General features: G+C 35.6%; 17 protein-coding genes. 7 read left to right on the top strand and 10 right to left on the bottom strand.

Annotated features, from left to right (window positions below; all coding sequences use genetic code 11):
- Nucleotides 1–108: 108 nt before the first annotated feature.
- Genes AC23MC_RS09645 through AC23MC_RS09630 form a run of 4 tightly spaced genes read left to right on the top strand, consistent with a single transcriptional unit; the run spans nucleotide 109 to nucleotide 2,410 of the window.
- Complete coding sequence (locus tag AC23MC_RS09645; RefSeq protein WP_248436093.1) at nucleotides 109–438, top strand: ArsR/SmtB family transcription factor; 330 nt, start codon at nucleotides 109–111, stop codon at nucleotides 436–438.
- A gap of 14 nt (nucleotides 439–452) precedes the next feature.
- Nucleotides 453–956 carry a DUF6428 family protein gene (locus AC23MC_RS09640; RefSeq protein WP_487568079.1) on the top strand — a complete coding sequence of 168 codons (504 nt, stop codon included), beginning with the start codon at nucleotides 453–455 and terminating at the stop codon, nucleotides 954–956.
- Nucleotides 957–966: 10 nt separating this feature from the next.
- Complete coding sequence (arsB, locus tag AC23MC_RS09635; protein ID WP_487568080.1) at nucleotides 967–1,995, top strand: ACR3 family arsenite efflux transporter; 1,029 nt, start codon at nucleotides 967–969, stop codon at nucleotides 1,993–1,995.
- 1 nt (nucleotide 1,996) lies between these two features.
- The gene (locus tag AC23MC_RS09630; RefSeq protein ID WP_248436097.1) at nucleotides 1,997–2,410 is read left to right on the top strand and encodes an arsenate reductase ArsC; all 414 of its coding nucleotides are present in this window, start codon (nucleotides 1,997–1,999) and stop codon (nucleotides 2,408–2,410) included.
- 62 nt (nucleotides 2,411–2,472) lie between these two features.
- On the opposite strand, the gene AC23MC_RS09625 is transcribed toward AC23MC_RS09630, so the two are convergent.
- The 4 genes from AC23MC_RS09625 to AC23MC_RS09610 form a co-directional block, all read right to left on the bottom strand.
- Entirely contained in the window at nucleotides 2,473–4,746 is a 2,274-nt protein-coding gene (locus AC23MC_RS09625; RefSeq protein ID WP_487568081.1) for a cation:proton antiporter, read from the bottom strand.
- A 109-nt stretch (nucleotides 4,747–4,855) separates the two neighbouring features.
- Entirely contained in the window at nucleotides 4,856–5,572 is a 717-nt protein-coding gene (locus tag AC23MC_RS09620; protein ID WP_487568082.1) for a LytR/AlgR family response regulator transcription factor, read from the bottom strand.
- Entirely contained in the window at nucleotides 5,535–6,302 is a 768-nt protein-coding gene (locus AC23MC_RS09615; protein WP_188361382.1) for a sensor histidine kinase, read from the bottom strand. The genes AC23MC_RS09620 and AC23MC_RS09615 overlap by 38 nt, the downstream gene beginning before the upstream one ends.
- Nucleotides 6,303–6,380: 78 nt before the next feature.
- Nucleotides 6,381–7,922: a glycine--tRNA ligase gene (locus tag AC23MC_RS09610; RefSeq protein ID WP_487568083.1), complete on the bottom strand. Its 1,542-nt coding sequence runs from the start codon at nucleotides 7,920–7,922 to the stop codon at nucleotides 6,381–6,383.
- A gap of 115 nt (nucleotides 7,923–8,037) precedes the next feature.
- Between AC23MC_RS09610 and AC23MC_RS09605 the strand changes: the two genes are divergently transcribed.
- Together AC23MC_RS09605 and AC23MC_RS09600 are read left to right on the top strand one after the other, a co-directional pair.
- Entirely contained in the window at nucleotides 8,038–8,718 is a 681-nt protein-coding gene (locus AC23MC_RS09605; protein ID WP_487568084.1) for a ComF family protein, read from the top strand.
- Nucleotides 8,719–8,803: 85 nt separating this feature from the next.
- The gene (locus tag AC23MC_RS09600) at nucleotides 8,804–10,393 is read left to right on the top strand and encodes an Ig-like domain-containing domain (RefSeq protein WP_487568085.1); all 1,590 of its coding nucleotides are present in this window, start codon (nucleotides 8,804–8,806) and stop codon (nucleotides 10,391–10,393) included.
- Nucleotides 10,394–10,659: 266 nt separating this feature from the next.
- Here the strand turns inward: AC23MC_RS09600 and AC23MC_RS09595 are convergent, their stop codons facing one another.
- Nucleotides 10,660–11,433 (bottom strand): amidohydrolase, encoded by a 774-nt coding sequence (locus AC23MC_RS09595; protein ID WP_487568086.1) that lies wholly within the window; start codon nucleotides 11,431–11,433, stop codon nucleotides 10,660–10,662.
- Nucleotides 11,434–11,504: 71 nt separating this feature from the next.
- Between AC23MC_RS09595 and AC23MC_RS09590 the strand changes: the two genes are divergently transcribed.
- On the top strand, nucleotides 11,505–12,068 hold the full coding sequence (locus AC23MC_RS09590) for a hypothetical protein (protein WP_487568087.1): 564 nt from the start codon (nucleotides 11,505–11,507) through the stop codon (nucleotides 12,066–12,068).
- Between the two features lie 79 nt (nucleotides 12,069–12,147).
- Here the strand turns inward: AC23MC_RS09590 and AC23MC_RS09585 are convergent, their stop codons facing one another.
- The 5 genes from AC23MC_RS09585 to AC23MC_RS09565 all read right to left on the bottom strand — a co-directional run bounded on the left by AC23MC_RS09585 (nucleotide 12,148) and on the right by AC23MC_RS09565 (nucleotide 22,444).
- Nucleotides 12,148–14,985, bottom strand: coding sequence for a GH92 family glycosyl hydrolase (locus AC23MC_RS09585; protein ID WP_487570643.1), 2,838 nt, complete (start codon nucleotides 14,983–14,985; stop codon nucleotides 12,148–12,150).
- Between the two features lie 258 nt (nucleotides 14,986–15,243).
- On the bottom strand, nucleotides 15,244–17,181 hold the full coding sequence (locus tag AC23MC_RS09580; RefSeq protein ID WP_487568089.1) for a sialate O-acetylesterase: 1,938 nt from the start codon (nucleotides 17,179–17,181) through the stop codon (nucleotides 15,244–15,246).
- A gap of 4 nt (nucleotides 17,182–17,185) precedes the next feature.
- The gene (gene bglX, locus AC23MC_RS09575) at nucleotides 17,186–19,414 is read right to left on the bottom strand and encodes a beta-glucosidase BglX (protein ID WP_487568090.1); all 2,229 of its coding nucleotides are present in this window, start codon (nucleotides 19,412–19,414) and stop codon (nucleotides 17,186–17,188) included.
- 106 nt (nucleotides 19,415–19,520) lie between these two features.
- Nucleotides 19,521–20,963 carry a glycoside hydrolase family 30 protein gene (locus tag AC23MC_RS09570; protein ID WP_487568091.1) on the bottom strand — a complete coding sequence of 481 codons (1,443 nt, stop codon included), beginning with the start codon at nucleotides 20,961–20,963 and terminating at the stop codon, nucleotides 19,521–19,523.
- 26 nt (nucleotides 20,964–20,989) lie between these two features.
- A complete protein-coding gene (locus AC23MC_RS09565; RefSeq protein WP_487568092.1) occupies nucleotides 20,990–22,444 on the bottom strand; it encodes a glycoside hydrolase family 30 protein in 1,455 nt (484 codons plus the stop codon).
- Nucleotides 22,445–22,565 lie beyond the last annotated feature (121 nt).

Below are 22,565 nucleotides of genomic sequence, written 5' to 3'. Positions count from 1 at the left end.
TAAGTTAAAAAACACGGCTAAAAAAGCATATTACAAGGCTTTCGATAACACGCAAAAATTTCCGTTAAAAAACTTGTATTATTTAAAAGCTTATCGTAATATTGCGATATGGGAATAACAAAAACAACAGGCTTCTCTCAAGAGACCAACGAAATGGCCGAAATCCTTAAAGCAATAGGGCATCCGGCTCGCATTGCTATCATAAAATTATTGAGTAACATGCCTTCTTGTGTGTGCGGAGAAATTGTAGAAGTGCTTCCTTTGGCACAATCTACAGTTTCAAGACATCTGGCTGAACTTAAAAAAGTGAATCTAATCAAAGGGAATATTAGCGGAAACAATATCTGTTACTGCTTAGATTTAGAAACTTGGAAAAAAGTGAAAGCATTTATCAAAACAATTAGTAAACCCGATGGTAGCCCATTTGACTGCTGTTAAAAAAACAAATAATTATGAACTGGTCAGAATTTAAAAATCAATTAGTGCAACACCCGAATTTGCATTTGCAATTTCAATTTGGTGAAAATCAATTTGTGCACCCTTCTTTTCATATTACAGAAATCAAACAAAATGCAATCACTTCAGTCGATTGTGGCGGAAAAATGAATGCGTGGACAGAAATTATACTGCAACTTTGGGAACCTTCGCAAAAAGAAAGTCCGCGTTCAATGACAGCTGCTAAAGCTTTACAAATTATTGATGTGGTTGAAAAATCACTGCCTTTAAATCCAAATGTAACCGTTAAAATTGAATTTGGAAACGATACTTTTGACACAAGACAAATGCATCCGCAAGATTTTCAATTTTCTGAAGATGAAATCATTGTCAATTTAATTGCAGATAAAACACAATGCAAAGCAATAGATCGTGGCGAAACCTGTGGCACTCCGAAACAAAAAGTAAAATTAGCCGAAGTTACAGCAGGTTGTTGCACACCGGAATCAGGTTGTTGCTAATTAGTTGACTATGAAAAAACTATCATTTTTAGATTCGTATTTAACGTTGTGGATTTTTATTGCAATGTTTATTGGTGTTGGTTTAGGTTATTATATTCCATCTGTAGCAGAAAACATCAACGGAATGAGTTCCGGCACAACCAACATTCCAATTGCTATTGGGTTAATTTTAATGATGTATCCGCCATTAGCCAAGGTAGATTACAGATTATTACCAAAAGTATTTAAAAACACAAAAATTCTATCTATTTCATTGCTATTAAATTGGATAATTGGTCCGTTTTTGATGTTCTTTCTTTCGATAATTTTCCTAAAAGATCATCCGGACTATATGATTGGACTAATTCTTATAGGATTAGCTCGTTGCATTGCGATGGTTTTGGTTTGGAATGATTTAGCCGAAGGAAGCAAAGAATACGGAGCAGGATTAGTCGCCTTAAACAGTGTTTTTCAAGTGTTTTTCTACAGTTTTTATGCTTGGATATTCATAACGATTCTTCCACCCTATTTTGGTTTTGAAGGAGCGATTGTTGATATTTCAATTGCAACCATTGCCGAAAGTGTAGCGATTTATCTCGGATTACCCTTTTTGTTGGGTTTTTTAAGCCGAATCATTTTAGTAAAACTAAAAGGCGAAGAATGGTATAACACGAAATTCATCCCAACCATATCACCCATCACATTAATCGCTTTGTTAGCCACCATTGTGGTCATGTTTAGTTTAAAAGGCGAATTAATTGTCACAATTCCGCTTGATATTGTATTGATTGCCATTCCGATGCTCATTTATTTTGCAATTATGTTCATCATTGGCTTTTTTGTAACAAAAGCAGTTGGAGCTCCTTATGATCAAAACGCAGCGGTTTCATTTACAGCTGCCGGAAACAATTTTGAATTAGCGATTGCAGTTGCCATTGCCGTTTTCGGATTGAATAGCGGACAAGCCTTTACGGGTGTCATTGGCCCTCTTGTGGAAGTACCTGCATTGATTTTGCTGGTAAGAGTATCTTTTTGGTTAAAACACAAATACTACAAATAAAATGAAAAAAATTCTCGTTCTATGCACCGGAAATTCGTGCAGAAGCCAAATGGCTCATGGTTATTTAAAGCATTTTGCTAACGATAAAGCACAGGTTTACAGTGCCGGTGTGGAAGTACACGGTTTGAATCCGTTTGCAATTGGAATTATGGCCGAAGACGGTATTGATATTTCGAAACATACTTCTAATCACGTGGATGAATATGCCGATATTGAATTTGATTTTGTTATTACCGTTTGTGATAATGCTAAAGAAGCTTGTCCGTTTTTCCCAACCAAAACAAAAACAATTCACCATAGTTTTGAAGATCCGTCAAAAGCATCAGGAACCGCAAAAGAACTAATTGCAGAATTCAGAAGGGTTCGCGATCAAATCAAAGCTTTTTCTGAGGAATTTATTAAAGAAAATGTTTAAAAAGAAAAATCCCAAATTCGAGTGAGTTTGGGATTTTTTACTTTAATAATTTTTGCAATGTTTTATTTCTGAATTATTAACGTTGAAGGTGTGTTGCTCAACCAAATTCCTCTAGTTTCAACCAATTTTTTCCAGCTGTTGAGACTAATCAACATCAAATCCTGTTTAAGCAAGAATTCTTTTTCTATTTTTTGTTCGTTTAGCAGCGTAATGTGATTAGGTGCTTTTTGTTCAATGGAACGAATCATTTCTTTGATTTCAGGATTGTTTTTGATTAATCCTTTAGAATCTAAAATCGTAATCTGAGATTCGTTGTTGTGAATGAGTTTTTGAGCATAATTTATCAAATAAGCATCACTTTTATCAAAAATAGGAACAAAAACAATGTCTGCTTTGGTGAATTTTTTATCCACTAAAATCCCAACCGGAACTTCAGTTTTCATCAAAATCTGACGTGTTCTATCGTCAAAAATTGATTCTTCAAAAATGTTTTCTTTCCCTGAAATTGTATTAAAAATACGATCCGGAGTAATGATTCTGGTAGTAAATCCTAAAATTTTACCTAAAAAACTTCCTTCAAACATTGATTGTCCCAAACCTATTAAAAGCAAATCAAAATCACCTTGATTGGCCGTTTTGGCTATGTCAGAATCAATATCATTCGATGCTTTAAAAAAAGTGGAGACCTTTTGATCTATATTTTGGGCTTCGTTTAAAATGGGTTCAAAACTTTCCTTTTCATAATTTTCAATGTTAATATGATTGATTTCGTTGGTAGGTGTCAAGTGCATGGCGGTAATCAACGCATTTTCACCTTGCTTTTTAGTAAAAAAATGACTTAAACGTAAAAGAGCTTTACCATTTTTAGCATCTCCAAACGAAATCAGCATTTTATATTTTCCTGAATCAATAATTTCTACAGGAATAGTTTCATCTGTGGGTTTTTTGAAGATTCGGTCTATTAAATTCAGTGCCGGACCGGTCATAAAGGTGGTTACCAATGCCATAATTACCATCATTGCAAAAACTTCTGGTGTGAGCACTCCTAAATCAAATCCAATGTTCAAAACGACCAATTCCATTAAACCTCTGGTGTTCATTAACGCACCAATGGTTAAACTGTCACGCCAATTCTGACCCACAAATTTGGCGGCTAAAGCACTTCCGAGAAATTTTCCGATAACTGCAACTAAAATGATTAAACCTGTCACTTTCCATAAATAAGAATCATTTAAAAGTCCGATTTGGGTTCGCAAACCAGTAAAAACAAAAAATAACGGTAAAAGTAAAACGATGGAAACATCTTCTACTTTCTCTATAAAAAGTGTTCTGAAACGCATGTTATCCGGCATAATTGCACCTGCCATAAACGCACCAAACAAGGCGTGAATTCCAATAATTTCCGTAGCATACGAAGAAACAATCAGTGTCACAAAAAAGATGGCTACAACTGGTTTACTCAATTTTTCTTTCGTTGCATATAAATCTCCTACTCTTTTTAAGAAGGGTCGAACCAATTTTAGCATCAACAACACATAAATAGCAGCAAGTGCAATGATATAGAGCGAACTCACAAATGAACCTGCTTTGACAATGGCAATAACCGCTGCAAGCAAACACCATGCAGTAATATCATCTGCTGCGGCACAGGTGATGACCATTGTTCCTAGACGTGTTTTATGTATGCCACGTTCTTGGACGATACGAGCTAAAACCGGAAAAGCTGTAATACTCATCGCAATTCCCAAAAACAATCCAAATGAGGCAAATTGAACTCCTTCGGGAGCAAACGATTCATAAATGTAATACGCCAATCCCATTCCTAAAGCAAACGGAATAATGATACTGGCATGACTTACTACAACTGCGTCATGAGCTTTGTTTTGAAGCACTTTGAGGTCTAACTCCATTCCAATAACAAACATGAATAAAATAAGTCCTATTTGGCTAAGAAATTGTAAATTTCCCAATGACTCAGCAGGAAAAAGATTGGCTGAAAATTCAGGGAAATACATTCCGAATAACGAAGGTCCTAGTACAATTCCGGCAATAATTTCACCAATAACCGAAGGTTGACCGATTTTTTTGCAAATCCAACCAAACATTCTGGCGACTAAAATTATCGTAACAATTTGAGCTAAAAGTATCGCTAACGGATGATGAATGTTGTGCGTAATTGATTCTAAAAACGAATCCCATTGTGATAAATTGGTAGAAACGACTTCAATATTTCTATTGTATTCCAGTCTTTCGCCTTGAACGGAAATCCAATACATCAAAGCAGAAAATCCACCAATAATTAGAATGTAGAAGAATGAGTTTTTAAAGTTTTTCATCGGAAATTCATTTAATTTCCTCAAAATTCTATCATTTCAAAATAGCAAAATCCGCTACTGAAATAGAACATTTCATTTTTGTAATGAAAAGGCAAAAAAATGTAACGACTTATAACGTGAGTTTTGATAAAAAATCCTTTTTGAATGAATTTCCTAACGTAAGCACAAGGTTTTTCTCTTTTAAAGTACAATTTGTAGTAATCAAATCAGCTGAAAAAAACTGAACAATACTAAGTTTGATGATTTCATGTTTATTTATTCGGCAAAAATCTGAAGTTGGCAATAATTCCAGTAATTTTTCGAAAGAAATATTTTTTAAAATAACGGTTGAGCCATCATCCAGCAAAACTTCTTTGTCTCTACTGTCAATGGAAGCAGTTTTGATATAATTGATTTTGTCGAAATATAGTAGTATTTTGCCTTTATCTGCTTGTAGTTGAGTAAATTTTTTGGTTGGAATTTCCTGCTGAATTCTTTTCAATGCCTTTTGAACAGCCATTTGCAGACGCTCTTTTTTGATAGGTTTTTGCAAATAATCCACTGCATCCAATTCAAAAGCATCCAAAGCAAATTCTTTGTAAGCTGTAGCAAAAATGATAAGTTTTCCTTGTAATAGATTTGCCAATTCAATGCCCGAAATCATTGGCATTTCGATGTCTAAAATGCATAAATCAAAATCTAATTCGAGAATTTCACTTAAAAACACATCGGGGTTGTTAAATGCTTTGACTACTTCCAATTCAGGAATTTGTTCGCAAAGCATTTTCAAATAAGTTAATCCGGGCAGCTCATCGTCTAGCAGCAAGCATTTCAGCTTTGTGTTCAAGTAAATTAATTTTTAAGTGAGCAATATAAACGTCTTTTTCAACAAATCGATCCAGTTTAAAATGATCTTTGTAGATGATTTTTAATCTTTGTTCAAGAGTTTGAGTTCCAAAACCTCCTTTTTCTTTCTCTAATTTTGATTTTCGAGAAATTTTGTTGGAAACGGTTAAGCTGAAAACACTTTCTTTAAATTCAAATACAATGGAAATAAAAGCATCTGCACTTTGTAAATCAGCATGTTTGAAGGCATTTTCTATTAAATCAATGGAAATCATCGGAGCAATTAACTTTTGATTATAAAGCAATTCTTCTTCCTTCACCTTCATTTTGACTTTTAATTCAAAAAGCGGACTGACTTTTATTTTATTGATTTCTATTAAGTTACAAGCAAATTCAATTTCATCTTTTGGCGTGACGAATTTTTTTCGACTTTCGTATAAAATATAATCCAACACATTCGCTAGTTTATCTAATGCAAAATAGGTTTGATAAGCATGTGATTGAATAGAATTCAATATGTTTTTAAACAAATGTGGATTCAGTTTTGCCTCCAACGTTTCTAGTTGTAAATTGCTTACTTTATCCTCTAATTGTTGAAATTGCGATTCGATAGCTTCTTTTCTTTTTAAAGATTTAAATAATTTATATCCCAAAAAAAGAGCTATTCCCACCACTAAAACAAGTGCAGCAACTAAAAAATAAAAGTAATTTTGAAAATCATTCGATTCCATACTCTAAAAATGTCTTGCAAATTTAAACAAATAAGGCTTCCCGAATGGAAAGCCTTATTACATATTATTGAATGGTTATTACATTTTCATCAACCAATTTCGCATCGAAACATCATTCGCGATAATATCTCTTAATTCAGAAATTTTCACACGGTCTTGTTGCATTGAATCTCTATGACGGATGGTAACCGTTTCATCTTCTATGGTTTGATGATCAACAGTGATACAAAACGGAGTTCCTAATGCATCTTGTCTTCTGTAACGACGACCTACGGCATCTTTTTCATCATAAGCCACATTGAAATCCCATTTCAATTCTTCTACAATTTTACGGGAAATTTCAGGTAAACCGTCTTTCTTAACCAAAGGTAAAATGGCTGCTTTTGTTGGTGCTAAAACCGATGGCAAACGCAAAACTGTTCGGGTTGAACCGTCTTCTAAGGCTTCTTCTGTTAATGAATTAGCGAAAACAGCCAAGAACATTCTGTCTAAACCAACTGAAGTTTCTACTACATACGGAACATAGTTTTTATTTTCCTCAGTATCAAAATATTGTAATTTCTTTCCTGAATATTGTTCGTGAGCTTTTAAATCAAAGTCAGTTCTGGAGTGAATTCCTTCCAATTCTTTAAATCCGAATGGGAAATTAAATTCAATATCTGCCGCAGCATTGGCATAATGAGCTAATTTTTCATGGTCGTGAAAACGGTAATTTTCTCTACCTAAGCCTAATGATAAATGCCATTTTAAACGGGTTTCTTTCCAATATTCATACCATTTCATCTCTTCGCCCGGTTTCACGAAAAATTGCATTTCCATTTGTTCAAATTCACGCATACGGAAGATGAACTGACGAGCTACAATCTCGTTTCTAAACGCTTTTCCGGTTTGAGCAATTCCGAATGGAATTTTCATACGTCCCGATTTTTGCACGTTTAAGAAATTCACAAAAATTCCTTGAGCAGTTTCCGGACGCAAATATAAATCCATCGCAGAGTCGGCAGAAGCTCCTAATTTGGTTCCGAACATCAAGTTAAATTGACGTACTTCGGTCCAATTTCGTGAACCTGACTCCGGACAAGCGATTTCTAATTCTTCAATTAAAGCCTTTACATCGGCCAAATCTTCATTGCCCAAAGAACGAGCCATTCTTTCCAAAATCTCGCGTTGTTTGGCTTTGTATTCCATCACACGAGGATTGGTTGCAACATATTGACCTTCGTCAAACGCATCACCAAAACGTTCTCTGGCTTTATCAATTTCTTTTTGTGCTTTTTGGTTTAATTTTTCGGCATAATCCTCAATTAAAACGTCGGCACGGTATCTTTTTTTCGAATCTTTGTTGTCAATTAATGGGTCATTGAAAGCATCCACGTGACCGGAAGCTTTCCAAGTAGTTGGATGCATAAAAATCGCAGCGTCAATTCCCACGATGTTTTCATGCATTTGCACCATTGATTTCCACCAATATTCTCGGATGTTTTTCTTTAATTCTGCTCCGTTTTGAGCATAATCGTACACGGCACTCAGACCGTCATAAATTTCACTGGACGGAAAAATGAATCCGTACTCTTTTGCGTGTGAAATTACATTCTTAAAATTATCTTCTTGTTTTGCCATAATGGTGCAAAAATATAAAAAGTGCGTAGATATGTCACATAGTTGTTAAAGTTTTAAAAAAAATCATACTTTTGTTGCTCAACTAAACGCCATTTCGAACCTAATATACGCCAAAATGCTCAAAAGTATACTCCATCTATTCTATCCAGAGGTTTGCTTCGCCTGCAAAAACCCTTTGTTTACCAATGAAATTTATGTTTGTGCACGGTGCAGACATCAATTACCACTCACAAGACACACTGAAATTCCAGACAACGAGGTTTTACGAACATTTTATGGTCGTTTACCGTTAGAACATGCTTCTGCCTTGCTTTATTTTCATAAAAAAGGGATGGTTCAGGAACTTATTCATCATTTAAAATACAGAAACCGTCAACAAGTGGGTGCTTTTTTGGGAGATTGGTATGGTGAAGAGTTGCAAAAAATTCATTCGGAAATAAAATTTGATGCGATTATACCGGTTCCTTTACATAAAAAGAGGATGAAAGAACGAGGATATAATCAATTAACTACATTTGGTCAATCACTTTCAAAATCATTACAAATACCCTTTTATGAGGATATTTTACACCGAAATTCGTATTCTGTAACTCAAACCAAAAAGTCTTTTTTAGAAAGAACAGAAGCCAAAAAAACCATTTTTGAAGTTGAATTCTCCGAAAATCATCACAACAAGCATTTTCTCTTAATCGACGATGTTATTACAACCGGTTCAACATTAGAACAATGCGGAAAAGCCATCCTCAAAATACCGGGAGCACGTTTGAGTATTGTTTGTATGGCCTATACTCACTAATCATAAGTAAAGAAAAACCTAAAACATTTCATTTACACTAAATATAATTGTTATTTTGTGGCAACTTTAAGTGTTTGGTAAAATTATGCGAATTATTTTTCTGCTTCTTATTTCGGTTTTGTTTACGGGCTGTGCCAAGCGAGGTTTTATTACCGGTGGTATGAAAGACACCCTTGCACCTGTTTTGAGGCTAAGTGAACCTAAGAATTTTTCAACAAATTTTAAAGGAAATGTCATTAAACTTCAATTTGACGAGTATGTAAAATTGAAAGATGTTAACAAGCAAATGATTATTTCTCCTCCAATGAAACTTCAGCCGCTGATAACGCCATCGGTTGCTTCAAAAGAAATTACGATCACCATAAAAGACACATTACTTGAAAATACTACGTATAGTTTTAATTTTGGGAAAAGTATTCAAGATAACAACGAAGGAAACCCGTATCAACAATTCAAGTATATTTTTTCTACCGGAACATATATCGATTCGCTTGAAATAAACGGAACCATCAAAGATGCTTTTGATCTTAAAACAGATAATTTCGTTTCGGTCATGTTGTATGAAAAAAACGAAAAATTCTATGATTCTATCATTTATAAAGAAGTTCCCCGATACATCACCAATACGTTAGACAGCAGCAAAACTTTTAAACTGGAAAATTTAAAGGAAGGAAAGTATCTTTTAATTGCTATGAAAGACGAAAGTAGCAACAACAAATTTGATCCAAAATTAGATAAAATTGCATTTTTTAGTGAAACGATAACTGTTCCAAGTGATTTTGCGTATGAATTAGAATTGTTTAAAGAAGAACTTCCGTTTAAACCTTCCAAACCAACTCAAGCTTCCGGAAATAGAATACTAGTTGGGCACGAAGGAAAAGCAGATAATTTAAAAGCAGAATTGAAAAACGGTAGCGAAATTATTCCAACTGTCATCACTCCTTTTGAGGGAAAAGACTCTGTTCAAATTTGGTTTAAACCTATAAAAACCGATTCACTTTCGTTAAAAATTAATCGAAATAATTTTGAAAAGGAATTTACGGTTAAAATGAAAGACCAAAGAAAGGATACACTGAGCATCAAAGCCAAACAAAGTGGCACTTTGCACTTTAGGGATAAATTTACGCTCACGAGTTCTATCCCATTGACAAAAATTGATGATTCAAAAATAAAATTAATCAACAAAGACTCGGTAGCAGTGGCATTTTCTACCAAATATGATGAATTGAAACAAGAAGTTGAAATTGATTTTATAAAAGAGCCGCTTGAAAAGTATAGTTTCACCACTGAAAAAGGTGCTTTTACTGATTTATTAGACCGTGAAAGTGATTCTACCGGCTATCGTGTTTCTACAAGGGATGTAGCCGATTATGGTAACCTACAGCTTAAATTAGAAGGAATTAAATCGTTTCCAATAATCGTTGAACTAACAAACGACAAAGGAAATGTTATAGCCTCCGCTTATTCAGAAGGAGAAACAGTTTTAGATTTTAATCTTATTGAACCCGCAATGTTTACGGTAAGAATCATCTATGATGAAAACAAAAACAAAATTTGGGACACCGGAAGCTATCTGGAAAAACGCCAAACCGAAGAAGTCCGCTACTTCCCCACACCTGTTGAAGTTCGTGCAAATTGGGACGTGAATCAAACGTTGAAGTTTAGTGGCGGTTGATGAAAGTTTCAGGTTTGAAGTTTCAAGTTTTGAATGAGAGTTTCAAGTGAGTAGTTGGAGTTTTCGCTAGAGAAAAATTCTGTGTTTTCCGTGCTTTCTGTGAGAATAAACCTTTGGTTAAGTGTTCAGTCGCAGTTGCAATTTTCAGCAGAAAAATAGTAGTAAACGAAATCCTTTTCAATCCATTTTAAGCAAAGCGAATTCAAAAATCGGCGGAAATCTCTTGAATCCGTCTAATCCGTGTTCCTTTAAAAAAAGTCGCAGTCTCAGTGTTCAATAAGCAACAAAAAATCATCCCTATCACTCAAAAAATTCAATTTTTTTCTAGTTTCAAGCATTTTTTCTTTGTCTAACTCAATATGAAAAACATGTTCATTTAACTTCGGTTCCAAGAGATAATTTCCCAATTCATCAATCACTTGCGAATGACCAATATATTCATGGTTATTATCATCAAACCCAATTCTATTTACACCAATTGCATACGTTAAATTTTCTACCGCTCTGGCTTTCAGTAAAATATCCCAAGCATTTGTTCTCACTTTTGGCCAATTCGCCACATAAATCAGCAAATCATATTCTTCGGTATTTCTGGCAAAAACAGGAAAACGTAAATCATAACACACTTGCAAACAGATTTTCCAGTTATTATATTCAATTATCTTTTTTTCTTTTCCGGGTTGATAGACTTTTTCTTCTCCGGCTAAGGTGAAAAGATGTCTTTTATCATAATATTCAACTTTTCCGGATGGAAAAACAAACACCATTCGATTAAAAAAATTTTCATCTTCTTGAATGACTAAACTCCCGGTTATAGCAGCGTTTTTTGCTTTTGCGAGTTCAATTAACCATAAAATGGTTTCGCCTTGCATTGTTTCTGCAACGTATTTTGGATTCATTGTAAAACCGGAAGTAAACATTTCGGGAAGCACAATTAAATCGGTATGTTGCGAAATTGCCTTTATCTTTTGTTCAAAATAAAGTCGGTTTTCGGGGGGATTTTCCCAAACTAAAGGAGCTTGAATGAGTGAAACAATCATTTTTTCTTTTTTGATAAAGATACAAAATACGAATTTGAGATTTTTTCTTATCTTCACAAAAAAACAATTGTATGAAAAAATGGACTTTTTTATTGGCTTTATTGATTTCCTTTTCAATGAATGCTCAACAGAAATCGGAAACCCAAAAATTCTGGGAAACACTGCAAAAACACTGCGGAAAATCATTTGAAGGCGAAATAATTGAAGCTCCTGCCAACGATGAATTTCGAGGAAAAAAATTAGTCATGCACGTAAAAAGCTGCGGGAAAAATAAAATTCGTATTCCTTTTTTTGTTGGTGATGATAAATCCAGAACTTGGGTATTGACCTATAAAAATGGTAAAATTACACTCAAACACGACCACCGTCATGAAAATGGTAAACCAGACAAAGTAACGCAATACGGAGGAACCTCTACAAATGGCGGCTCACAAAACATGCAATTTTTTCCGGCAGATGAATTTACGAGCGAATTGATTCCGTATGCTTCTATGAATGTTTGGTGGATAACAGTTGATGAAAAAGCTTTTACTTATAATTTACGCAGAATTGGAACGGATCGGGTTTTTTCGGTGTCGTTTGATTTGAGTGAAGTGGTTGAAAATCCTGAGTCGCCTTGGGGTTGGAAGGATTAGTTGCTCACAGAAAACACGGAAAACACGGAAATTTTTGGTCGCAGGTTTTGAAACCTGAAACTTCAAACAAAAAACTTCTCTACTCCACCGTAATCTCATCCACAAAAATAAACGCCTCCCCATCAAAAGGAAAACCTTGGTGCCATTCGGGTAATTTACCGAAGTTGGTGGCTTTTACTTTTACGTAGCGAGCTTTTACAGGTTTTTTGATGCTTTTAAATCCTTTTGTGATGGAATTGTAATCTTTCGGGTCAATGGTGTTGTTTTGCGTGTCGAAAAGCGTAAAATTCACATTATCATCTGAGATATAATACTCCACTTTGGTTGGCATCAAAATCCATGAGCGGGTATCTTGTAGAAAATTGGCGGTAATTTTATTGATTTCACGGGTGGATTGCATATCGATGATTGCTTCAAAATCTTGAGTTTGATACCCTTGCCAATCGCCTTTTCGCCAGTTTTCTGTACCAAAAATACCGTCAATCAAGCCTTCCGGACCACCGGCGTGGTATTGCGGATTGTATTTTGATTTGATATCGATGGTGAAATTGTTTGGTTTTTTGAAGAAAGTGGCGGAGACGGTGTTACTTTGATTTTCTCCTTTTTTAATATAAGCTATAACTTCTGCTGTTTTATCAATTTCAAATGGTTTTGTATATTGAATAAACGTTCTTTTAAAAGTGCTATAATCTACTCCATGTTCATTAATCATGTAATAGATTTTGTTTTTTGATTGATAAGATTGAATTTCAACAGTCATTTTATCTTTAAAAGTCTTACTTTCTGCTTTAATTACTGGAACTATAATAATATCTTCAATTACGTAATCTAAATTCCAATCAATTTCTTCAGAAGAATTTTCTTCCTCTTGTTGAATTGATTTTTCTCTGTTGATTTTTCTTTGCTCTTCCGAATTTATAATTTTTTCTCCATTTTCAAGATTTACTACTATTTTGTCAAAATATAAATCATTTTGGTAAACATCATAAAGTTTTCCTGGACAAACTGGATATTCACCTAAAACACTCCAAACATACCACGCACTCATTTGTCCGCAATCTTCGTTACCAATTAAGCCATCGGGGTCATTTTTATAGAAATTATCTAAAATGAAATGCACTTTTTCTTTCGTTTTTTCAGGTTTGTTGACATAATTGTACAAATACGCCACGTGATGACTCGGTTCGTTTCCGTGAGCATATTGCCCGATTAAACCGGTGATGTCGACTTGATGACGGCCGGATGTTTCACTGACAGAATTAAACATTTCGTCTAATTTGGCTTCAAATTTTTCTTTTCCACCCATTGCTTCTATCATTCCCGGAATGTCCTGTGGAACAAAAAAAGTGTATTGCCAGCCATTAGCTTCGGTGTAATTGTTATTGACTTCTTTTGGGTCGAAGGGTTTATCCCAACCGCCATTTTTCTTAGGTTGAATAAATCCTGTTTCCCAATTGAAAAGGTTTTTCCAATTTTGAGAACGCAACATGAAATATTGATAATCTTCACTTTTACCAAGCAATTGAGCCATTTGAGCGATGCACCAATCGTCATAGGCATATTCTAATGTTTTGGAAACACTTTCGTGTTCGTCATCAATGGAAATAAAACCTTGTTTTTTGTAGGCATCCAACCCTAAATGATCCAACATAGCGGAATGTTTGGCAGCTTGATACGCTTTTTCATAATCAAAACCGTTGATGCCTTTGACCATCGCATCAGCAATCACGGAAACGGAATGATAACCAATCATACAATCGGTTTCGTTGGAAGCCAATTCCCAGACGGGCAAACGACCGCCCTGTTCAAATTGTTTGATAAAGGTATTGATGTAATCGGAAGTTCGTTTTTTATCAATTAATGTATAAAGCGGATGAGCGGCTCGAAACGTATCCCAAAGGGAAAAAACGGTGTAATAATCAAATCCTTCGGCTTGATGAATTTTGTTGTCGCGACCTCGGTATTTTCCGTCTAAATCTTGAGCAATGTTGGGTTGCATCATGGTGTGATACAAAGCTGTGTAGAAAATAGTGAGTTTGTTTTTATCATTAGAAGTGACTTCAATTTTGGATAGTTCTTTGTTCCATAATTCTTCTGCCGCTTTTTTTACTTTTTCAAAATTCCAATGTGTGATTTCGGTGCTGTTGAGTTGTGCACCATCATATCCTGTGGGTGAAAGGGCTACTTTGACGAGTATTTTTTCGCCTTTTTTGACTTTTTTGGAGAAACTAAGAGCAAGTTCAGTTCCTTGGTATTCCCCTTTAATTCCTTTGAAATTCGTTTTTTCTTTATTGATTTTTAAAGGAACATTGAACTCAATTCTGGCATAAACATATTGATTTTGAGCCCAAGCTTCACTTCTTCGCAATAATTCGATGGTTTTATCGTCAATAACTCGAACATAGCCTTCCAACAATATATCACGATGATTCAAGTCTAAAATAATATTTGCTAAACCACTTTCATTGAAGGTATATTCGTGAAAACCAACTCTTGTGGATGTTGTCAATCGGACATCGATGTTGTGTTTATCTAATTTAACGGAATAAAATCCGGCGGATGCTTTTTCGTTGGCATGTGAAAAAGTGGAAGAATAGATTTTGTTATCAAACGAAGGTTCGCCCATGCTTGGCATTAACAAAATATCGCCATAATCGGAAACGCCGGTTCCATTGAGATGGGTGTGCGAGAAACCATAAATTCGGTTGTCGGAATAATGATAGCCGGAACAGCCTTCCCAACTGCCGTCGATGCGGGTGTCTGGAGAAAGTTGAACCATTCCGAATGGTACGGTTGCTCCGGGAAATGTGTGTCCGGTTCCGCCTGTTCCGATGAATGGATTGACGTATTGTTGGTAATTTTGACTAAAATTTAGTCCGGATATGAATAAAAAAACGGAGAGAAGTAGAAATCGCATAATTGTTTGTATGTTCTTCAAATATACTAAATTTTCTTTTTGAGCAGGATTTGCGTTAGGGATTGCAGTGAAAAGCCCGGAGCCAAAAAATGCAAATTTTCTTAGGCACAAAAAGCGACCAAAGGAAGCTCTTTTGTGACTTTAGAAAATTGCATTTTTGGCGAGGACTTGTAACGGAAAGCCCGTAAACGCCCACAAAAAAAGCACTCAACAAATGCTGAATGCCTTTTAAGAAAACAAATATGAAGTTGAAAAAAATTAGTGGGTTGAAATGGTATATTTGACGGCTTCTGTGCTTATTTTCCAATCGTCTGAACGAAATGGAACGGCAGGAAATCCTTCTATATTGAACAAATTGCAATGCGATGCATCGCCAATCCAACCGAAACGAACGGCAACAGGGTTTGGCACTTTATCGCTACTTACGATTATTTTATTGTTTTTGATATAGGCTTTGGCGGTGTGAAAATGCTGATCTTGTCCGGCTATTTCAAACCCATTTACAAATCCGTAATCGTTGGTGGTTGTCAATCCTTTTCCTGTGTTTTGAAAAGTAATGATTAATTGGTTTTCATTTTTTTGAAAAGACTGAAACGTTGGACCTTCATGTATTTTGTTTTTTTGGTGTAAATTGTGTAAGGCAATGGTTGACATTCGCTTACCAATTGTTTGTTTGTTTTTGGGATGAATGTCGGTTGGATCACCAATGTCGGTCGTTACAACCATTCCGGTGTTTTTTAGGGCTAATGTTTGAGTTTGAGCTTCTCGCAATTCTGCCCAATCACAGCCTTGGTTGCTGTTTCCCGCAGTTGTAAAGGTTGCCAATTGAACAAAATAGAACGGGAAATCTGTTTGCCATTTTTGTCGCCAATCGTGGATTAATAACGGAAAAGCTTTTCGATATTGATAGGCTCTGGCTGCATTGCTCTCGCCTTGATACCAAAGTACTCCTTTGAATGCAAACGGAATGAGCGGATGAATCATGGCATTGTAGCAAAGCGAAGGAAAATCATTTTCGTTGATGCTGTTTTTAATTGATTCTACTTGAAATTTCCATTTTCCTGCGAGCGGAATTTCTTTGTTTTGGAAGGTCAATTTCAATTCGTTTTCGTCGCCATGAATTCCGCCTCCGCCGCCATTATCTTCTATGCGAATAGCGATTGTATTTTGTCCGGTTTTGAGAATTTCTGCCGGAATTTGATAGGTTCTTTTTTTATCCCAGCCGTTTGTTTGACCAATTTTAATTCCGTTCACGTAGGTAATATCGTTATCATCAATTGCCGGAATTTCTAGGATAATTGCGTTGGTTGCCTTTTCTAAATGAAACTGCTTTCGCAACCAAACAACACCGTCAAAATTTCCTAATTGTTGTGTTTCCCAAATGCCGGGTTGTTGCATTTCGGGCCAAGTTGAATCGTTTACATCAACTAAGTTGAATGATGCTGCTTTTTTTGAATCTAGTTTGGCATTTTGTATACTTTCGATTTGTTTTTCTGCTGATTCTATTTTTAGTTTTAAAAGTGAATCTAAGTTAATTTTTGGCATGGTTTGAATCATTTCTCGAAACTCGGCCTCCAATTCAAAACCTTGTTTACTAATCCATGTTTCAATATTTGTTCCGCCCCAAGAAGCATTGATTAGACCAATTGGAATGGCCACTTCTTGAGTCAATTCTTTAGCAAAAAAATAGCCAACAGCAGTAAAATTTTCAACGGTTTGTGGTGAACAAACTTCCCATGGCGTAGTTTTAAAATCGCTATTGGGCTGACTATTAACTTCTTTAGGGATTTTTATGTGTCGAATGGTTGAAAAATTGGCTGATGCAATTTCTTCGGTTGCATTTTCAGCTTGTCCGACTGTCCATTCCATGTTTGATTGTCCGGAGCAAATCCAAACTTCGCCAACTAAAATATTTTTAATTTGGATAGTGTTTTTGCCTTTGACAGTTAAAACAAATGGTCCGCCGGCATTTTCTTTGTCTAAATAAACAATCCATTTTCCGTTATGATCGGCTTTGGTGGATTTTGATTGGTTGTGAAATTGAACTGTAATATGTTCATTAACCGCTGCCCAACCCCAAATTGGTATTTTAACGTCACGTTGCAACACCATATTGTCTGCAAAAATTGATGCTAGTTTAACCTCTGCATAAATTTCATTGCTAAAGAACAACACTACTAAAATGAAAATTTTCATCTTTTTAATTTATTAATTCAAACAGTTGATTTAAACGAATATCAGCAGAAGAAGTTCCGATCATGACTTCAAACTCGCCCGGTTCGGTTATCCAATCTAATTTTTGGTTGTAGAATGAGAGTTTTTCTTTGTCGATTATAAACGTAATTGTTTTTGTTTCGTTAGGTTGAAGTTTTATTTTTTGAAAGTCTTTCAACTCTTTAACAGGACGAACTACCGAGGCAAATTTGTCTTGAATATACAGTTGAACAACTTCTTCTCCTGCAACTTTTCCCGTATTTTTTAGTTGAAATGAAAGTGTGATTTTTTCTGATTCTTTTATTTTTGAAGATGAAAGTTGAAGGTTAGAATACTCAAATGTGGTATAACTCAATCCATATCCGAAGGGAAATTTAGGTGAGTTTTTTAAATCGATATACGCCGAAACATAGTTGGTATGATTTTCTTCTTTTGAAGGTCTTCCGGTGTTGAAATAATTGTAGTAAATGGGAATTTGTCCTTCACTTCTCGGGAAAGTCATTGGTAATTTGGCAGACGGATTATAATCGCCAAAAAGCACATCGGCAATGGCATTTCCGGCTTCGCTACCCAACCACCACGTATACAGAATGGCGGGAACGTTATCGGCTGTCCAATCAAAAACAAGTGGTCTTCCGGCATTAATGAGCACGACCATTGGTTTTCCGGTGGCGTGAATGGCTTTTACTAAATCTTCTTGCACGCCGGGTAATTGAATGTTGCTTCGGCTTTTGGCTTCGCCACTCATATCCCAACGTTCGCCAATGCTTAGAACAACTACATCGGCTTGTTTGGCTACGGCAATGGCTTCGTCAAACCCGGCTTTACTGGTATCTTCGAAACCGCAACCTTTGGCATAAAGTAGTTTGGTGTTTTTGCCGACTTTATTTTCTAATCCTTTCCGTTGTGAAATGATGTAGGTGGAATCGACTTCTTTTACATCAATTGACCAAAACCCGTGGTTTCCTCGAGCAGGTTTTACGGCAGGACCAATAAAAGCAATCGTTTTGATTTGTTTGGAAAGCGGAAGTAAATTGTTTTCGTTTTTGAGTAAAACAATACTTTTTGCGGCAATTTCACGAGCAAATTTGGTGTGTTCAGGATTGTTCAATGCCTTTTTTTGTCTTTCTGCATTGGAAAAGCGGTACGGATCATCAAACAAACCTAATTCGAATTTTTTGTATAAAATGCGTCGAACGGCATCGTCTACAAGAGAAATATCTACTTTTCCTTCATTGACTAAAGCGGCTAAATTATAGCGATAGGCATTACTTTCCATATCCATATCGCTACCTGCGGTGATGGCTGAAAAAGCTGCTTCTTTACCGTTTTTTGTATAGCCATGTTCTATCATTTCGCCGATTGAACCCCAATCGGAAACCACAAAACCTTTGAAATTCCATTTGCCTTTTAAAATGTCTCGTTGTAAATAGGAATTTCCTGTTGCTGGAATTCCGTTTAAATCGTTAAAAGAGTTCATAAACGTGGCAACACCGGCTTCAACAGTGGCTTTGAAAGGTGGCAAATAAGTTTCCCAAAGCATTCGTTCGCTCATATCAACGGAATTATAATCTCTTCCTCCCACAGCAGCTCCGTAGGCTGCAAAATGTTTGGAACAAGCCATAACGGCGTCTAAATCGCCTAATTTTTTTCCTTGAAAGCCTTTTACACGGGCAAATGCAATTTTGGAACCTAAGTAGGTATCTTCTCCTGCTCCTTCCATCACTCTGCCCCAACGTGGATCACGGCCGATATCGACCATGGGAGCAAACGTCCAGTGAATTCCGTTTGCAGAAGCTTCGATTGCTGCAATTCTTGCTGATTTTTCGATGGCTTCTATATCCCAACTGGCTGCTTCGGCCAGAGGAAGCGGAAAGGTAGTTTTGTATCCGTGTACCACATCTAAACCAAAAAGCAAAGGAATTTTTAATCGGGATTGCATGGCTAATTCTTGGTATTGACGAGTATGTTGAACCCCCATCACATTGAGCATGGAACCGATTAAACCTTGTTTGATTTCTGCTTGTTTGTTTGGGTTTATGGTAATTGGCCCGGTCGCACCACCATCGCCGGTATATTGATTAAGTTGTCCGATTTTTTCTTCCAACGTCATTTGTTTCAAAAGATTCTCCACCTTTTGTTCAATCAATTTGTCTTGCGAAAAAGAACTAATTGAAAGAAAAATAATCAAAACTAAAATTGTCTTTTTACTCATACTTGTATGTTCAAAAATGTAGACCTGACAAATTTTAAAACCTGTCAGGTCTATGGAAAGATACTCTTTTATTTTATTTCTTGGTGTATCTAATTGTGTAAAAGAATTAGTAAACCAATGTCTGTATCGCTTTTGCCGGAATTTTCAGTTCGCTTACTTGATTGTTATTGCTTAATAAATAGGTCAATTCTTTGTCAGATTCGTTCATTACAACGGTTACTAATTCTCCATTTGGATTTTGAAAAGTAGTGGCAATTAACTGACTTCGGCTAACCGAATTACTAATGTTTTTTGCTCCCGGTTTGATAAATTTTGAAAAATGTCCAATGAAATAATACGATGGTGTATAAATCAATTCTCCGGTTGATGTGTCGCCATGAATGGGTGAAAAACAAAAGTTACCTACGTGATTTGGTCCACCGTTTTGGTCTAATAAAATATTCCAATCGGTCCAACCTACGGTTCCGTTATTAAAATCGTGTATCATTGAACGACCGTAACGTTGACCGTTTGCCCAAAATTGGTATTTTTCGGCAGAGAATTTTTCTACACAACCTTCGGTGAACAATAAATTTTTATCCGGATACATTTGGTGTACTTTTCCAACATTTTCAAACATCGGGTTTCCGCCACTCCAGTTTTCATACCAATGAAAACCAATTCCCCACACATATTTGGCCGCTTCAGGATCATCTAACACGGTGCTGGCTCTTTGCGTAAGTAAATCTCTGTTATGATCCCAAACGGTGATTTTTAGGTCTTTTAATCCATTTTTATGCAATGTTGGCCCTAAGTATTTTTTTAAGAAATCGCGTTCTTCTTCGGCAGTATAAATGCACGATTCCCAAATTTGAGTTGCCATTGGTTCATTTTGAATGGTTAAACCCCAAACCGGAATACCTTCTTTTTCATAAGCTTGTACAAACTTTACATAGTAATTTGCCCATGATTGATAGAATTCTGGTAATAATTTACCGCCTTTAAGCATATTTTTAGAATCTTTCATAAAAGCCGGTGGACTCCACGGACTAGCATAAAACGTGGTTTTACCTGCTTTTGCCATTGCTTTTTTGATTAATGGAATCTTAAAAGCTCTGTCATGTTCTATAGAAAAGGTTTTTAATTCTTTATCACCTTCTTCTACATAGGTGTAACTTTCGGAACTAAAATCGCAGCTATGGATGTTGGTTCTAATGATGGTATAGCCGATACCTTTTTCCTTATCAAAATAAGCATTCAAAAATTCTTCTTGTTTTTCTTTGGATAGTTTAGCAAAAACTTCGGCACTGGCATCAGTTATTGCTCCTCCAATTCCTAAGAAAGTTTGATTTTTTTTGTTTGGATGAACAAAAATGCACAATTGTGTTTCCAAAGGTTGGCTGTAGTGCTTAAAAGTTTCCTGACCGGTTTTGGTCATTTTTAAGTTGGAGTCAGGAGCCGTTGTATAAATTGTAACCGGTTTTGGCAGTAGATTATCTGAATTGGTTTTATTCTTTGTTTGTCCTAGAACAACTGCGGAAACCAATAATAAGGCGATAGAAAATTTCATTTTGTGTTTTTTTACTGATTATTATTTTACCAAACATACGTTCCAACTGCACCTGCATCGAGTGAAGAAGTTACCCATTTTTGGTTGAATTTAATGTTAAATGACTGGGCAATATTTCCTTCATTTAGAACAATTAATACTTTTTTCCCTTGTGGAGTTCTAAAGGCAACACTATGAATATCTCCACTTGAATTACTGTCAATTCTAACTGAACCATCCGGAACAAATTTGGAAGCATGAGCAATAATATAATAAGCAACATTTCTTGTAAAACTGCTTGAACTGTTGATGGTAATTGCTCCTTTGCAAGTTGTGCATCCTCCGGGTGTGTGTGGACCGAATGAAGCATTGTTTGCCAAATTCCATTCTAATGCATTTTTACTCCAATTTTTCATGGTTCCGATGATTACATTTTTAACATGCCATTTTAAATCACCATCAAATGAACCTGTGTTAGAAGTATATTGTTCTGTAAAATATAAATCTTTGTCAGGATGCGCAGTTTTTACTTGCGACATCGCATTAACATCACCTCCATAAAGATGAAAAGCAGAACCGGTAATATAACTTTTTGCTGCAGGATCATTTAAAACAGCAATCGGATAACCCGGCTGATCACAATTGTGGTCATAAATAATAATTTTTGTGTTAATATTTGCTGCAGCAAAAGCAGGTCCGAGGTGATTTTTAATAAAATCTGCTTGTTGATTTGCCGTCATATACATACTCGGGTTATTTCCGGGATGTAATGGTTCGTTTTGTGGTGTGATGGCATCGATTCTGATACCTTCTTCTTGCATTTTTTGAATAAATTTTACAAAATACTGTGCATAAACACCATAATATTGTGGTTGAAGACTACCTCCAATGCTACTGCCGTTATCTTTCATCCAAACTGGTGGCGACCATGGGCTTCCCATGATTTTAATGTTTGGATTAATGAGTAAAATATCTTTTAAAACCGGAATTAAATGCGTCATATCCGGTGCTAAACTAAATTGTTCAAGATTCATATCGGTTTGTCCGGTTGGCAAATCGTTATATGAAAAAACAGTGCTGTTTAAATCAGAAGCTCCGATACTGATTCGTAGATAGCTTACGGCAATATCATTTTCGCCAGATCCAAAAAGTTCCTGAAGTAACTCTTGTTTTTTTGTTGCATTTAATTGATTAATCACTTCAGCACTCCCTCCGGTTAATGAATAGCCAAACCCTTCTATTTCTTGGTAAGTAATGTTGGGTTTTACTTCAATTACAGGATTTATATTTGGTTGTGTTCCGAAAATTAATAATCCATTTTGCTTTTGTAGTTTAACGGATTGGTTTCCTTTGGTAAGCCAAAAATCAACTTCGTTGGTTCCAACCGGAGTATCATCATCCGTTGGTTGAGAATCTTCTGAAGACTGACTACATTGAGACAGCGACAATACGAATGCCAAAATTGCGATTGCTTTCATTGAGGTAAAAATTATTTTTTTCATATTGGATTTTTTTCTTTCTCTTTTTAGAAGAAGGATAGTTATGATTTTATTTTTGAAGATAAAATTTCTCCTTAAAATGCTTCCGTATTGCTGCAGAAGCATTTTTTTCAAGGAAAAATAA

This window comes from Flavobacterium sp. T50_26, from assembly GCF_057652995.1.
This window is presented reverse-complemented; position numbering and strand designations above follow the sequence as displayed.

Coding starts and splice junctions, on each gene's coding strand:
- AC23MC_RS09645 (WP_248436093.1), top strand. CDS start 109: ATGGGAATAACAAAAACAACAGGCTTCTCTCAAGAGACCAACGAAATG.
- AC23MC_RS09640 (WP_487568079.1), top strand. CDS start 453: ATGAACTGGTCAGAATTTAAAAATCAATTAGTGCAACACCCGAATTTG.
- arsB (WP_487568080.1), top strand. CDS start 967: ATGAAAAAACTATCATTTTTAGATTCGTATTTAACGTTGTGGATTTTT.
- AC23MC_RS09630 (WP_248436097.1), top strand. CDS start 1,997: ATGAAAAAAATTCTCGTTCTATGCACCGGAAATTCGTGCAGAAGCCAA.
- AC23MC_RS09625 (WP_487568081.1), bottom strand. CDS start 4,746: ATGAAAAACTTTAAAAACTCATTCTTCTACATTCTAATTATTGGTGGA.
- AC23MC_RS09615 (WP_188361382.1), bottom strand. CDS start 6,302: ATGGAATCGAATGATTTTCAAAATTACTTTTATTTTTTAGTTGCTGCA.
- AC23MC_RS09610 (WP_487568083.1), bottom strand. CDS start 7,922: ATGGCAAAACAAGAAGATAATTTTAAGAATGTAATTTCACACGCAAAA.
- AC23MC_RS09605 (WP_487568084.1), top strand. CDS start 8,038: ATGCTCAAAAGTATACTCCATCTATTCTATCCAGAGGTTTGCTTCGCC.
- AC23MC_RS09600 (WP_487568085.1), top strand. CDS start 8,804: ATGCGAATTATTTTTCTGCTTCTTATTTCGGTTTTGTTTACGGGCTGT.
- AC23MC_RS09595 (WP_487568086.1), bottom strand. CDS start 11,433: ATGATTGTTTCACTCATTCAAGCTCCTTTAGTTTGGGAAAATCCCCCC.
- AC23MC_RS09590 (WP_487568087.1), top strand. CDS start 11,505: ATGAAAAAATGGACTTTTTTATTGGCTTTATTGATTTCCTTTTCAATG.
- AC23MC_RS09585 (WP_487570643.1), bottom strand. CDS start 14,985: ATGCGATTTCTACTTCTCTCCGTTTTTTTATTCATATCCGGACTAAAT.
- AC23MC_RS09580 (WP_487568089.1), bottom strand. CDS start 17,181: ATGAAAATTTTCATTTTAGTAGTGTTGTTCTTTAGCAATGAAATTTAT.
- bglX (WP_487568090.1), bottom strand. CDS start 19,414: ATGAGTAAAAAGACAATTTTAGTTTTGATTATTTTTCTTTCAATTAGT.
- AC23MC_RS09570 (WP_487568091.1), bottom strand. CDS start 20,963: ATGAAATTTTCTATCGCCTTATTATTGGTTTCCGCAGTTGTTCTAGGA.
- AC23MC_RS09565 (WP_487568092.1), bottom strand. CDS start 22,444: ATGAAAAAAATAATTTTTACCTCAATGAAAGCAATCGCAATTTTGGCA.